This is a genomic window from Agromyces salentinus, from assembly GCF_009749395.1.
GTDB classification, from domain to species: Bacteria; Actinomycetota; Actinomycetes; order Actinomycetales; family Microbacteriaceae; genus Agromyces; species Agromyces salentinus.
In genome coordinates, this window is record NZ_WBIR01000009.1 from 115181 (window position 1) to 128338 (window position 13158).

The 13158-nt window shown below is 69.8% G+C and carries 11 protein-coding genes; 3 read left to right on the forward strand and 8 right to left on the reverse strand.

Annotated features, from left to right (window positions below; genetic code table 11):
- Positions 1–2: 2 nt before the first annotated feature.
- Entirely contained in the window at positions 3–368 is a 366-nt protein-coding gene (locus GQQ95_RS10920) for an RNA polymerase-binding protein RbpA (protein ID WP_157427695.1), read from the forward strand.
- Between the two features lie 88 nt (positions 369–456).
- On the opposite strand, the gene pgl is transcribed toward GQQ95_RS10920, so the two are convergent.
- Genes pgl through tkt form a run of 6 tightly spaced genes read right to left on the reverse strand, consistent with a single transcriptional unit; the run spans position 457 to position 8569 of the window.
- Positions 457–1224 carry a 6-phosphogluconolactonase gene (gene pgl, locus GQQ95_RS10925; protein ID WP_157427696.1) on the reverse strand — a complete coding sequence of 256 codons (768 nt, stop codon included), beginning with the start codon at positions 1222–1224 and terminating at the stop codon, positions 457–459.
- Positions 1221–2180, reverse strand: coding sequence for a glucose-6-phosphate dehydrogenase assembly protein OpcA (locus tag GQQ95_RS10930; protein WP_157427697.1), 960 nt, complete (start codon positions 2178–2180; stop codon positions 1221–1223). The genes pgl and GQQ95_RS10930 overlap by 4 nt, the downstream gene beginning before the upstream one ends.
- On the reverse strand, positions 2177–3718 hold the full coding sequence (zwf, locus tag GQQ95_RS10935) for a glucose-6-phosphate dehydrogenase (RefSeq protein ID WP_157427698.1): 1542 nt from the start codon (positions 3716–3718) through the stop codon (positions 2177–2179). The genes GQQ95_RS10930 and zwf overlap by 4 nt, the downstream gene beginning before the upstream one ends.
- Positions 3719–3734: 16 nt before the next feature.
- Positions 3735–5339, reverse strand: a complete 1605-nt coding sequence (locus GQQ95_RS10940) for a glucose-6-phosphate isomerase (protein ID WP_157427699.1) — start codon at positions 5337–5339, stop codon at positions 3735–3737.
- Positions 5336–6448: a transaldolase gene (gene tal / locus GQQ95_RS10945; protein WP_157427700.1), complete on the reverse strand. Its 1113-nt coding sequence runs from the start codon at positions 6446–6448 to the stop codon at positions 5336–5338. Before tal ends, GQQ95_RS10940 begins: the two co-directional genes overlap by 4 nt.
- A 27-nt stretch (positions 6449–6475) precedes the next feature.
- Positions 6476–8569 (reverse strand): transketolase, encoded by a 2094-nt coding sequence (tkt, locus tag GQQ95_RS10950; RefSeq protein ID WP_157427701.1) that lies wholly within the window; start codon positions 8567–8569, stop codon positions 6476–6478.
- A 327-nt stretch (positions 8570–8896) separates the two neighbouring features.
- On the opposite strand from tkt, the gene GQQ95_RS10955 reads away from it, so the two are divergent.
- Positions 8897–9817 carry a heme o synthase gene (locus GQQ95_RS10955; protein WP_157427702.1) on the forward strand — a complete coding sequence of 307 codons (921 nt, stop codon included), beginning with the start codon at positions 8897–8899 and terminating at the stop codon, positions 9815–9817.
- 81 nt (positions 9818–9898) lie between these two features.
- Here the strand turns inward: GQQ95_RS10955 and GQQ95_RS10960 are convergent, their stop codons facing one another.
- Both GQQ95_RS10960 and GQQ95_RS10965 read right to left on the reverse strand, forming a co-directional pair.
- Complete coding sequence (locus GQQ95_RS10960) at positions 9899–10498, reverse strand: gamma carbonic anhydrase family protein (RefSeq protein WP_157427703.1); 600 nt, start codon at positions 10496–10498, stop codon at positions 9899–9901.
- Complete coding sequence (locus tag GQQ95_RS10965) at positions 10498–11487, reverse strand: COX15/CtaA family protein (protein WP_157427704.1); 990 nt, start codon at positions 11485–11487, stop codon at positions 10498–10500. Before GQQ95_RS10965 ends, GQQ95_RS10960 begins: the two co-directional genes overlap by 1 nt.
- Positions 11488–11739: 252 nt before the next feature.
- On the opposite strand from GQQ95_RS10965, the gene sufB reads away from it, so the two are divergent.
- Positions 11740–13158: a Fe-S cluster assembly protein SufB gene (gene sufB, locus GQQ95_RS10970; RefSeq protein ID WP_157427705.1), complete on the forward strand. Its 1419-nt coding sequence runs from the start codon at positions 11740–11742 to the stop codon at positions 13156–13158.

The window sequence follows — 13158 nt, forward strand, 5'->3', positions numbered from 1 at the left end:
TCATGGCATCAGGAAACAGCGCCATCCGTGGTTCGCGCGTCGGCGCGGGCCCCATGGGCGAACAGGACCGAGGCTTCCACGCCGACCGCGTCGCGGTGAGCTACTGGGACGCCCAGGGCAACGAGACCGTGCGGTACTTCGCCGCGAATCTCCCCGAGGAGGAGATTCCCGACACGATCGACAGCCCCTCCACCGGCCTGCCCGCAGGCCGCGACAAGGAGAATCCGCCGTCGGTCAACAAGCTCGAACCGTACAAGACGCATCTCGCATACGTGAAGGAGCGCCGCTCCGACGAGGAAGCCGCGGCACTCCTCGATGAGGCCCTCACCCAGTTGCGCGCACGTCGCGGGCAGGCGCCGAAGAACTGACCTCTCGCGTCCTCCGGCTCCGGAGGACGCAGGACGACGAAGGGGGCGAGCCGTTCGGCTCGCCCCCTTCGTCGTACTCGCCGGCGATTCAGTAGTCGCGGGCGATGAGCTCCTCGGGAACCTCTGCCGCGGCATCCGAGTCGACGAAGAACACCGTGCGACGACGACCCTTGATGCCGGCCACCGGAACCTCGTCGCGACTGGCCCCGGCCAGCGCCAGCCCCAGGGCGGACGCCTTGTCGGCGCCGGCCAGGACGAGCCAGATGCGCTGGGACGCATTGATGACCGGGCGGGTCAGGCTCAGGCGCTCGGGCGGCGGCTTGGGAGAGTTGCGGACGGCGATCACCGATCGATCGGTGACCTGGATACCGGAGCGATGCGGGAACAGCGAGGCGATGTGCCCGTCGGGTCCGACCCCCAGGAACGTGATGTCGAACGCGGGAGCCTCCGCACCATCGCCGTGGGCCGCGAGTTCCTCCGCATAGGCGACCGCCGCCTCGTCCAGGGACAGGCCGGCGTCGGAGGTCGCGAACCGGTGCACGTTGGCGGCCGGCAGGTCGAGGTCGTCGAGCAGCGCGTCATCGGCCACGCGGTCGTTGCGCTCGGCGTCGCCGGCCGGCAGCCATCGCTCGTCGCCCCACCAGAAGTGCACCCGCGCCCAGTCGATGCTGGTGCGCGCAGGCGAGGCCGCGACCGAGGCCAGGACGGCGCCGGCCATCGAACCGCCGGTGAGCACGACGTGCGCCACCGGCTGGTCGTCGAGGATGTCGAGCATCTTGGTGATGAACCTCGCGGCCACCGAACTCGCGAGTGCCCCCTTGTCGGGATGCACGAGCACGCGTCGTTCGTTGGTCATGTGTGGACTCCTTCAGCCTCGCTCGCGCCGAGCAGCGCCAGGCCGCTCCCGATCACCTCACCGTACAGCTCATCGGGGTCGAGTCGTCGCAACTCGTCTGCGAGGCAGTCGCGGAGGTTCCGGCGGGGAAGGGCCACGTCGTGCTGCGGCTGACCGGGCTGGCGGAGCGTCGCGATGCCCGGGACGTCGCGAATCAGTTCGACGTCGCCGCTCGCACGCTCGAGCCGGACGCCGTGGATGCCGTGCGAGCCCTCCTCGACGCTCGTGAGCTCGTACTCGGTCGGCGTGTCGAGCTGCAGGCGCAGCCACGCGGCGAGCAGGGTCGTCGAGGGGGAGTCCACCGCGCCGGTGACGCTGACCCTCGTGATCGGCTCGTACGGCGGCTGGTCGAGCACTGCGGCGAGCTGCGCGCGCCACAGGGTCAGCCGGGTCCACGCGAAGTCCGCATCGCCGGGCGTGTAGCTCGTGGCGAGCGCCTTGAGCGCGCCCTGGGGATCGGGCTGCGCCGAGGCATCCGTGATGCGGCGCTGCGCGATGCGGCCGAGGGCCGACGTGCCGGGAACATCGGGGGCCGAACCCGGCCACCAGGTGACCACCGGGGCATCGGGCAGGAGGAGCGCCATGACCAGGCTCTCCTCGTCGCGTGCGACCGGGCCGTGCGCGCGCAACACGATGACCTCGCTGGCCCCGGCATCTCCGCCGACGCGGATCTCCGCGTCGAGTCGCGGCGCCGTGTCATCCGGCTCGTCGGGATCGGTCGCCACGACGATGACGCGCATCGGGTGCTCCCGCGACGCGTCGTTCGCGGCCTCGATCGCCTCCTCCTCGATGCCGGGGGTCGTCGCGATGACGAGCGTCAGGACGCGACCGAGCGCGACGACGCCGTTCTCCTCGCGGATCTTCACGAGTGACTTCGACACCTTGCTGGTGGTCGTGTCGGGCAGGTCGACGATCACGGGCGCCTCCAGGTTCGTCCGTCGCGGGCGAGCAGGGCGTCGGCGGATGCCGGGCCCCACGTTCCGGGTCGGTACTGCTCGGGCTGGCCCTGCGTGGACCAGAACTCCTCGATCGGGTCGAGGATCTTCCAGGAGAGTTCGACCTCCTCCTGGCGGGGGAACAGCGGCGGCTCGCCGAGCAGCACGTCGAGGATCAGGCGCTCGTAGGCCTCGGGGCTGGCCTCGGTGAACGCGTGGCCGTAGCCGAAGTCCATCGTGACGTCGCGCACCTGCATGCCGGCACCTGGAACCTTGGATCCGAACCGGATCGTGACGCCCTCGTCGGGCTGGACCCGGATGACGAGCGCGTTCTCGCCCAGCTGGGAGGTCTGGCTGTCGGCGAAGAGCTGCTGCGGCGCACGCTTGAACACCACGGCGATCTCGGTGACGCGCCGGCCGAGGCGTTTGCCAGCTCGCAGGTAGAACGGGACTCCCGCCCACCGGCGGGTGCCGATCGTCAGCTTCATGGCCGCGTACGTCTCGGTGAGCGACTCGGGGTTCATGCCGTCCTCGTCGAGGAACCCGACGACCTCCTCACCGCCCTGCCAGCCCCCGGCGTACTGCCCGCGGGCGGTGCCCTCGGCGAGGTTCCCGGGCAGGCGCACGGCCGCGAGGATCTTCTCCTTCTCGGCACGCAGGTCGGCGGCGTCGAACGAGATCGGCTCCTCCATCGCGGTGAGCGCGAGCAACTGGAGGAGGTGGTTCTGGATCACGTCCCGCGCCGCGCCGATGCCGTCGTAGTACCCGGCCCGACCGCCGACGCCGATGTCCTCGGCCATGGTGATCTGCACGTGGTCGACGAAGTTCGCGTTCCAGATGGGTTCGTAGAGCTGGTTCGCGAACCGCAGCGCCAGGATGTTCTGAACCGTCTCCTTGCCGAGGTAGTGGTCGATGCGGAAGACCGCGTCGGGCGGGAACACCGAGGCCACGACGTCGTTCAGCTCGCGGGCGGTCTTCAGGTCGGAGCCGAACGGCTTCTCGATGACGACCCGTCGCCACTGGGTATCGTGCTGCTCGGTCAGGCCGGAGCGCTTCAGCTGCTCGGTGACGAGCGGGAACGACTTCGGCGGGATCGAGAGGTAGAACGCGTGGTTGCCCATCGTCCCGCGCTCGGTGTCGAGGGACTCGACGACCTTGCGCAGGCGGTCGAACGCGTCGTCGTCGTCGAAGTCGCCCTGCACGAAGCGGATGCCGCGCGCGAGCTGCTTCCAGACGTCCTCCCGGAACTCGGTGCGGGCGTACTGCCGCACCGAGTCGTGGACGACGCGCTCGAAGTCCTCGTCCTCCCAGTCGCGTCGCGCGAAGCCGACCAGCGCGAATCCGGGCGGAAGCAGTCCGCGGTTGGCGAGGTCGTACACCGCAGGCATCAGCTTCTTGCGGGACAGGTCGCCAGTCACCCCGAAGATGATGAGGCTGGAGGGACCTGCGATGCGATTGAGCCGGTAGTCCTTGGGGGACCGCAGCGGGTTCTCCGTTGCGGAGATGTGTGCCGGAGGCATGTGGACCCTTCCTGGATCAGCCGATGGCGTCGAACAGCGCCGCGAGGTCGGTCGCGGGGTCCGTCAGCGTGAGCGTGAGCACGGGCCGGCCGTGCTCGGCCAGCACGCTCGAGTCGCCGGAGGCCTGGGCCGCGATGAGCTCGCCGAACGTGAACGGGCGATCGGGGATCGAGAGGTCCTCCGCGACGGCCTGCGTGATCTGCAGGAAGACGCCGACCGCGGGACCGCCCTTGTGGAACTGTCCGGTCGAGTGCAGGAACCGGGGTCCCCAGCCGAACGTGACGGGCCGGCCGGACTTCGCCGCGAGGCGGGCCCGGAGCTGTTCGAGCTCGGGGTGGGCCACGCGGTCGACATACGCCTGCACCGAGAGGTAGCCGTCGGCCGGAAGCTCCTCGAGGAGCACCTCGATGGCGGAGGCCAGGTCGCTCGACGCGCCGATGACCTCCGGCGTTCCGCGGACCTCGATGCCGGCTTCGACGAAGGCGGCCGGCGTGGGCTCGGGGCGTGCGTCGAGGAGGCCTCGAGCCGCGATCTTCGCCGATTCCACGTCGGGCTGGTCGAACGGGTTGATGCCGAGGATCCGACCGGCGACGGCCGTCGCGTACTCCCAGACGAGGAGCTGCGCGCCGAGCGTGCCCGAGACCCGGATCTCGTCGGTCCCATCGGCGGCGAAGAGCTCCGTTCCGGCGTCGTCGACGACGCGCACCACCTGCACGTCGGCGAGGCCGGCGTTCAGCTCGGGTGCGCTCGTCTCGAGGACGACGGGGAGGATGCCGGTGCCCTCCTTGCCCGTGGACTCGGCGATGAGCTGCTCGGCCCAGTCGGCGAAGCCGACGATGTGCGTGCCGTCGGCGACGATGGCGAGCTTGTCGCGTCGAGGCGACGTCGCGGCGATGGCGGCTCCGAGCACGAGGCCCGGGTTCTCCTCGGTGTCCACGGCGAGCGGGAGCTCGATGCTCTCGGCCTCGTCGAGGATCTCGGCGATGTCCACGCCCGCGAGACCGGACGGCACGAGGCCGAACGCGGTGAGCGCGGAGTACCGGCCCCCCACATCGGGATCCGCGTTGAAGACGCGGTATCCGGCCGCGCGCGCCGACTCGTCGAGTGGGGAGCCGGGGTCCGTCACGATGACGATGCGCGAGACGGGGTCGATGCCGGCGTCGCGGAAGGCCTGCTCGTATACCCGGCGCTGGCTGTCGGTCTCGACTGTCGATCCGGACTTCGAGGAGACGACGAGCGCGGTCTCCGCCAGGCGGTCGGCGAGGGCGGCACGCACCTGGCCCGGCTCCGTCGAGTCGAGCACGGTGAGCTCGACGCCCGCCGTGCGCGTGATGACCTCGGGGGCCAGCGAGGAGCCGCCCATGCCGGCGAGGGCGATGTGCGTCACGCCGGCGGCCTCGAGTTCCGCACGGAGCTGCTCGATCTCGGGCACGAGCGTGCGGGAGACGGCGACGGCCTCGGTCCAGCCGAGTCGCTTCGTCGCCTCCTCTTCGGCGGCAGGGCCCCACAGGGCCCCGTCCTGCGCGGTGATGCCGCTCGCGACGAGGTCGGCCACGAGCGCGGGAACCGTGGAGCGGACGGCGTCGGCCGCGGCACCGCTGACGGCGATGCGGAAGCTCATCGCGCGGACTCCAGTGCGGCGCGGACGGTGTCGAGCAGTTCGTTCCAGGACACGATGAACTTCTCGACGCCCTCGCGTTCGAGGAGCGCCGTGACGTCGTCGTAGTCGACGCCGACGGCCGCGAGCGCCTCGAGGACGGCCGCCGCGTCGGCGTAGGCGCCGGTGACGGTGTCGCCGTCGATTACGCCGTGGTCGAAGGTCGCCTCGAGCGTCTTCTCGGGCATCGTGTTGACGACGCCCTTCGCGACGAGCTCGGTCACGTAGAGCGTGTCGGGCAGGGCCGGGTCCTTCACGCCGGTCGAGGCCCACAGCGGCCGCTGGCGGTTGGCGCCGGCCTCGAGGAGCGCGGTGGCGCGGGCGCCGCCGAACTCCTGCTCGAAGAGCTCGTAGGCGAGCTGGGCGTTGGCGATGCCGGCCTTGCTCTTCAGGCCGAGCGCCTCGTCGGTGCCGATCGCCGTCAGGCGCTTGTCGATCTCGGTGTCGACGCGGGAGACGAAGAACGACGCGACCGAGTGGATGGTGCCGAGGTCGATGCCGGCGGCCTTCGCCTGCTCGAGTCCGGTGAGGTACGCGTCGATGACCGCCCGGTAGCGCTCGAGGCTGAAGATCAGGGTGACGTTGACGCTGATGCCGGCCCCGATGGCGGCCGTGATCGCGGCGAGGCCCTCGACGGTCGCGGGGATCTTGATCATCGCGTTCGGGCGGTCGACCTTGGCCCACAGCGCCTTGGCCTGCTCGATCGTGCCGTCGGTGTCGTGCGCGAGGTCGGGTGCGACCTCGATCGACACGCGTCCGTCGTACCCGTTGCTCGCGTCGTAGACCGGACGGAACACGTCGGACGCGTCGCGCACGTCGTCGGTCGTGATCTCGAAGACGGCCGTGTCGACGTCGGCGCCGGCCGCGGCGAGGGTCGAGACCTGCTCGGCGTAGGCCGCGCCGTTGGCGAGGGCGCCGGCGAAGATGGTCGGGTTGGTGGTGACGCCGACGACGTCGCGGTCGGCGATCAGCTTCTCGAGGCCGCCCGAGGCGATGCGCTCGCGCGACAGGTCGTCGAGCCAGATGCTGACACCGACGGCGGAGAGGTCGGCGGTGGGGGTGGTCGTGCTCATGGTTCTCAGATCTCCTTCGTGTTCGCGTCAGGCCGACGCGAGCGATTCCTTGGCTGCGGCGACGACGGCTTCGGTCGTGATGCCGAACTCGCGGAAGAGCGTCTTGTAGTCGGCGGACGCGCCGAAGTGCTCGATGGACACGCTGCGGCCGCGGTCGCCGACGTAGCGACCCCAGCTGAGCGACACGCCGGCCTCGACCGACACGCGGGCGGTGACGGCGGCGGGGAGGACGGACTCGCGGTAGGCGGCATCCTGCTCCTCGAACCACTCGAGGCTCGGGGCGGACACGACGCGCGCCTGGACGCCGTCGGCGGCGAGCTGCTCGCGCGCGGCGACGGCGAGCTGCACCTCGGAACCCGTGGCGATGAGGATCACGTCTGGCGTGCCGGACGGGGCATCCGCGAGCACGTACGCGCCCTTGGCGACGCCCGCCGTCGACGCGAACTCGTCGCCGGATGCCGCGCCCTCGCCTCGAGCGAAGACCGGGATGTTCTGCCGGGTGAGCGCGATGCCGACGGGCGCGTCGCGGCGCTTCAGGATCTCCAGCCACGCCGCGGCGGTCTCGTTGGCGTCGGCGGGGCGCACGACCGAGAAGCCCGGGATCGCCCGCAGGGTCGCGAGCTGCTCGATGGGCTGGTGCGTCGGGCCGTCCTCGCCGAGCGCGACCGAGTCATGGGTCCACACGAAGATCGAGGGGACCTGCATGAGCGCGGCCAGGCGCACGGCGGGGCGCATGTAGTCGCTGAAGATGAGGAACGTGCCGCCGAAGGGGCGCGTCTTGCCGTGCAGGACGATGCCGTTGACGATGGCGCCCATGGCGTGCTCGCGGATGCCGAAGTGCAGGACGCGCCCGTAGGGATTCCCGGAGAACTCGTGCGTCGACCACTCCGACGGGATGAACGAGGCGGCGCCGTTGATGGTGGTCAGGTTCGACTCGGCGAGGTCGGCCGATCCGCCCCAGAACTCGGGCAGCTGGGCCGCGAGCGCGTTGATGACCTTGCCGCTCGCGGCTCGGGTCGACACCTCGGTGCCGTCCTCGAACGCCGGCAGGACCGATTCCAGCCCGTCGGGCAGCTCGCCCGCCTCGAGCCGGTCGAGCAGCTGCTTGCGCTCGGGGTTCGCCTCGGCCCAGGCGTCGAAGGAGGTCTGCCATTCCGCCTTCGCCGCCGCACCGCGCTCGAGCGCGCCGCGGGTGTGCGAGATGACGTCCTCGGCGACGACGAAGGTCTGCTCGGGGTCGAAGCCGAGCACCTCCTTCGTCGCGGCGAGCTCGGACGCGCCGAGCGCCGACCCGTGGATCTTGCCCGAGTTCTGCTTGCCGGGGGAGGGCCAGCCGATGATGGTCTTCAGGATGATGATCGAGGGCTTGGAGCTCTCGCCCTTCGCGGCCTCGATGGCCGCGTGGAGTTCGGCGACGTCCTCGACGTATTCGCCGGTCTTCTTCCAGTCGACCGTCTGCACGTGCCAGCCGTAGGCGTCGTAGCGCTTGGCGACGTCCTCGGTGAAGGCGATGTTCGTGTCGTCCTCGATGGAGATCTGGTTCGAGTCGTAGATCACGACGAGGTTGCCGAGCTGCTGGTGGCCGGCGAGCGAGGAGGCCTCGCTCGTGATGCCCTCCTGCAGGTCGCCGTCGCCGGCGACCACGTACACGAAGTGGTCGAACGGGCTCGTGCCTGCCGCGGCATCCGGGTCGAACAGGCCGCGCTCGAAGCGGGACGCGTACGCGAAGCCGACGGCCGAGGCGAGTCCCTGGCCGAGCGGGCCGGTGGTGATCTCGACGCCGTCGGTGTGGCCGTACTCGGGATGGCCGGGGGTCTTCGAGCCCCACGTGCGGAGCGACTTCAGATCGTCGAGCTCGAGGCCGTCGCCGGCGAGGAAGAGCTGCACGTACTGCGTCAGCGAGCTGTGGCCCGCAGAAAGGATGAAGCGGTCGCGGCCGAGCCACCGGTGGTCGGCCGGGTCACGGCGCATGACCTTCTGGAAGAGCAGGTACGCCGCGGGGGCCAGGCTCATCGCGGTGCCGGGGTGGCCGTTGCCGACCTTCTCGACGGCGTCGGCCGCGAGGATCCGAGCGGTGTCGACGGCGCGGTCGTCGATGGGCTCCCAGTTCAGGTGAGTCACGAGTGGGGTGTTCCTTCCGGGTGAGGGCGGCCGTGACATTGTCTTCGGCCCTGGAAATCACTGCGGCGACGTTGCCTTCGGCGTGCGCGAACGGATCACCTTCAAGTGTGGATCGCGAACAACGCGGGGAGGCCCGCATGCTCAAAGTATATGGAAAGGCTCAGTTTCACGGGCGTGACGGCGAGTTCACGCGGCATCCGATCCGATGTGAGGTGCCGGATCGGCGGGCTCGTGCGGCGGGCGCCGTGCCCATGGCGATGACGTTGCATGACGTAGAATCTGTTGCGGGCCGCGTTCTCTTCGTCGCGCCCACGCGGAAGAGGAGCGATGCAGGCAGCAGTTGAGACGCGGCAAGCCGGCCAGGAGTCGACCCTGAAGCGCAAGCTCGCGGCGTACCTGGCCCTCACGAAGCCGCGGGTGATCGAACTCCTGCTGGTCGTGACGGCGCCCACGATGATCCTGGCGCAGAACGGCCTGCCCAGCCTGTGGCTGCTCATCGCCACCCTGATCGGCGGCGCCATGAGCGCGGGCTCGGCCGGGGCGTTCAACTGCTACATCGATCGCGACATCGATCGCCTCATGAAGCGCACGCAGGGGCGGCCGCTCGTGACGGGAGAGCTGTCCGACCGCGAGGCGCTCGTCTTCGCCTACGGACTCGGTGCGGCGTCGATCGTCTGGCTCGGCGTCTTCACGAACTGGCTGGCCGCGGCGCTCTCGCTCGGCGCGATCCTGCTGTACGTCGTGTTCTACAGCCTCATCCTGAAGCGCCGCACCGCCCAGAACATCGTCTGGGGCGGCGTCGCCGGATGCATGCCCGTGCTCATCGGCTGGGCTGCCGTCACGGGCGACCTGAGCTGGCCGCCGATCATCCTCTTCCTGATCATCTTCCTCTGGACGCCGCCGCACTACTGGCCGCTCTCGATGAAGTACAAGGACGACTACGCCGCCGCGGGCGTGCCGATGCTGGCCGTCGTGCGCGGGCGCGCACAGGTCGGGCTGCAGGTGATCCTCTACGCGTGGGCGACCGTGGCGTGCTCGCTCCTGCTCATCCCGATCGCCGGCATGGGCCTGCTCTACTCGAGCGTCGCGCTCGTGACGGGCGTCTGGTTCATCTACGAGACGCACCGCCTCTACAACCTCGCCATCCGCCACGTGAACGTGTCGCCCATGCGCGTGTTCCACGGCTCGATCGCGTACCTGTCGCTGCTGTTCATCGCGATCGGCGTGGACCCGCTGTTGCCGTTCTGAGGCCCGTCGCGCCGACAGGGCGCAGGATCTCGATGGCCGGATGCCACGCCGGACCGCCGCGCCGGCCGATCAGCCGGGCCGTCAATCGCGACGGAGGATCTCGTCCTGGTCGTGCGCCGCGTAGAACGCCGACTGCCGTCGCATGATCTCGGCCATCCCGGCGTCGCGGTCGACGCCGTAGACGGTGCCCGGGAAGTCCAGCGTCCGCTGGACGGCCCAGATCTCCTCGTGCCGGTCGGGGCTGAACAGTTGTGCGGGCGCACCGACGGCGACCCACCCGATCGGGACGACGCCCCCCGGCTCGATCACGGTGTTCACCTGCACGACGGCGTTCACGCGCACCTCCGCGCCGGCGCCGATGACGGCACCCGGGAAGACGGCGGCCCCCGTCGCGATGAAGGACCCGTCGTGGACGATGGCGCCGTTCACGTGCGCATGCGGCCCGATCATGACCCGCGCCCCGATGACCGCCGGATGCCCCGCGCGACCGCGCACCAGGGCGTGCTCGAGGATCACCGTCTCCGCGCCGACGCGGATCTGGCCGTCCTCCGCGCTGAGCACGACGCCGTGCAGGATGCGGGCGCCGCCCTCGACCGCGACGTCGCCCGAGATCACCGCACCCGGTGCGACCGTCGCATCGGGGGAGATGCGGGGCTCGTGGCCCCGGTGACGCACGAGCATCAGCGGGCGGATGCCTCGACGGGCGACGGCTCGGGGGCGACGTCCTGCGCGACGACGCGGCGCTCGAGGTGCAGGAGGACGGCGGTCATGGCGGCGACGAGCGCGACCGCGAGCACCATGTGGATGTTGACCAGGACGATCGGCAGGCCGGTCCGTGCCTGCCAGAGCCCGACGGCGATCTGCACGAACTCCACGGCGAGGAGGATGCCGACCCAACGGCGCAGGTCCAGCGACGGCGACGTGCGGAAGGCGCCCGCCATCAGCAGCACGGACAGCGCGAAGGTGAGGTATCCGGGCCAGGCGTGGATGTGCTGCCACAGGATCGGATCGAGCCCGTTGCGAGCCGCCGCCTCGTCTCCGGCATGCGGCCCCGAACCGGTGAGGAGGACCCCGATGGCGACCGTCACGGCCACGGAGGCGGCGGTCGCCCAGGCGAGGCCGGCGTAGCCGCGGGAGACCCCCGACTCCCGCGGTCCCTGACCGGCGTAGACGCGATGGGCGAACACGGTGGCGAGGACCACGAGCGCGGCGGAGAGCAGGAAGTGGAACCCGACGATGCTCGGGTGGAGGTGGAGCCAGACTGTCACGCCGCCGACCACGGCCTGCACGATGATGCCGACGCCGATCGCGAAGGAGAGCCGGACGAGATCGGGCCGGCGCGGCTGGAGGCGGAGGACCGAGAGGAACGCGAGTGCCGCGACGACGACGAGGACGCCCGTCAGCGTGCGGTTGCCGAACTCGATGAGTCCGTGGATCCCGAGTTCCGGGGTCGGGATGAGCGAGTCGGCGGTGCAGTACGGCCAGGTCTCGCATCCCATCCCCGAACCGGTCAGGCGCACGAGGCCGCCCGTTCCCACGATGCCGATGTTGACGACGACCGAGAGCCAGGCCACGGTGCGAACCCATCGGGTGATGGACGTGGGCAGCAGGGTCGCATACGCGCGGCTCCGACGGATGCGTTCGATGAACCTGGCGGCAGAGCGGTGCACGAGGGACGTTTCCTCACTCGGGCCGGGCTGTGACGGCGCCGTGAGTCCGGCGCCGCTGGTCGCGCGACCCTGTAGTCTTGATGGGTTGGGAATACCGCGAGGCGCGCGAGAACGCGCGATGCGGGTACCCACACATCTTAGGTTCGCATTGACGCCACCCGCACATCATCACCATCTCGAAGAGCGCCTCGACTCGCGAAGGGCGATGGGCCGGACTGATAGCCGGTTGCACGGGAGGAGAAGAGGGAGAGCATGACGGACGTACTGATCGATCGCCCGGAACTGGAAGGACTCGGCACCTACGAGTTCGGCTGGGCCGACTCCGACAGCGCCGGGGCATCCGCCCGACGCGGTATCTCGCCGGAGGTCGTCGCCGACATCTCCGCGCTGAAGGCAGAGCCCGAATGGATGCTCCAGCGACGCCAGCGCGCGCTGCAGCTCTTCGAGCGCAAGCCCATGCCCACCTGGGGCGCCGACCTGTCGGAGATCGACTTCGACAACATCAAGTACTTCGTCCGGTCGACCGAGAAGCAGGCCCAGACCTGGGAGGACCTGCCCGAGGACATCAAGAACACCTACGAGAAGCTCGGCATCCCCGAGGCCGAGCGCCAGCGGCTGGTGGCCGGCGTCGCCGCTCAGTACGAGTCCGAGGTGGTCTACCACCAGATCAACGAAGAGCTCGAACGCCAGGGCGTCATCTTCATGGACACCGACACCGCGCTCAAGGAGCACCCCGAGTTCTTCGAGGAGTACTTCGGCACGGTGATCCCCGCAGGCGACAACAAGTTCGCCGCGTTGAACACGGCGGTCTGGTCCGGCGGCTCGTTCGTCTACGTGCCGCCCGGCGTGCACGTCGAAATCCCGTTGCAGGCCTACTTCCGCATCAACACCGAGAACATGGGCCAGTTCGAGCGCACGCTGATCATCGCCGACGAGGGCAGCTACGTGCACTACATCGAGGGCTGCACGGCGCCGATCTACAAGAGCGACTCGCTGCACTCGGCCGTCGTCGAGATCATCGTGAAGAAGAACGCCCGCGTTCGGTACACGACGATCCAGAACTGGTCGAACAACGTCTACAACCTCGTCACGAAGCGGGCCACGGCCGCCGAGGGCGCCACCATGGAGTGGGTCGACGGCAACATCGGCTCGAAGGTGACGATGAAGTACCCGTCGATCTTCCTCATGGGCGAGCACGCCAAGGGCGAGACGCTCTCGGTCGCCTTCGCGGGCCCCGGACAGCACCAGGACGCCGGCGCGAAGATGATCCACATGGCGCCGTACACGCAGTCCTCGATCGTCTCGAAGTCGATCGCCCGCGGCGGCGGTCGCGCCGGTTACCGCGGCGAGGTGCGCATCGACGCGAACGCGCATCACTCGGCGAACAGCGTCGTGTGCGACGCCCTGCTCGTCGACACGATCTCGCGGTCCGACACCTACCCGGCCATCGACATCCGCGTCGACGACGTGAAGCTCGGCCACGAGGCGACGGTCTCGAAGGTCAGCGAGGAGCAGCTCTTCTACCTGATGAGCCGCGGCATCGACGAGACCGAGGCCATGTCGATGATCGTGCGCGGCTTCATCGAGCCGATCGCCCGCGAGCTCCCGATGGAGTACGCCATGGAACTCAACAAGCTCATCGAGATGGGCATGGAAGGATCGGTGGGCTAG

Coding starts and splice junctions, on each gene's coding strand:
- GQQ95_RS10955 (WP_157427702.1), top strand. CDS start 8,897: ATGCAGGCAGCAGTTGAGACGCGGCAAGCCGGCCAGGAGTCGACCCTG.
- sufB (WP_157427705.1), top strand. CDS start 11,740: ATGACGGACGTACTGATCGATCGCCCGGAACTGGAAGGACTCGGCACC.
- pgl (WP_157427696.1), bottom strand. CDS start 1,224: ATGACCAACGAACGACGCGTGCTCGTGCATCCCGACAAGGGGGCACTC.
- zwf (WP_157427698.1), bottom strand. CDS start 3,718: ATGCCTCCGGCACACATCTCCGCAACGGAGAACCCGCTGCGGTCCCCC.
- GQQ95_RS10960 (WP_157427703.1), bottom strand. CDS start 10,498: ATGCTCGTGCGTCACCGGGGCCACGAGCCCCGCATCTCCCCCGATGCG.
- GQQ95_RS10920 (WP_157427695.1), top strand. CDS start 3: ATGGCATCAGGAAACAGCGCCATCCGTGGTTCGCGCGTCGGCGCGGGC.
- tal (WP_157427700.1), bottom strand. CDS start 6,448: ATGAGCACGACCACCCCCACCGCCGACCTCTCCGCCGTCGGTGTCAGC.
- GQQ95_RS10940 (WP_157427699.1), bottom strand. CDS start 5,339: ATGAGCTTCCGCATCGCCGTCAGCGGTGCCGCGGCCGACGCCGTCCGC.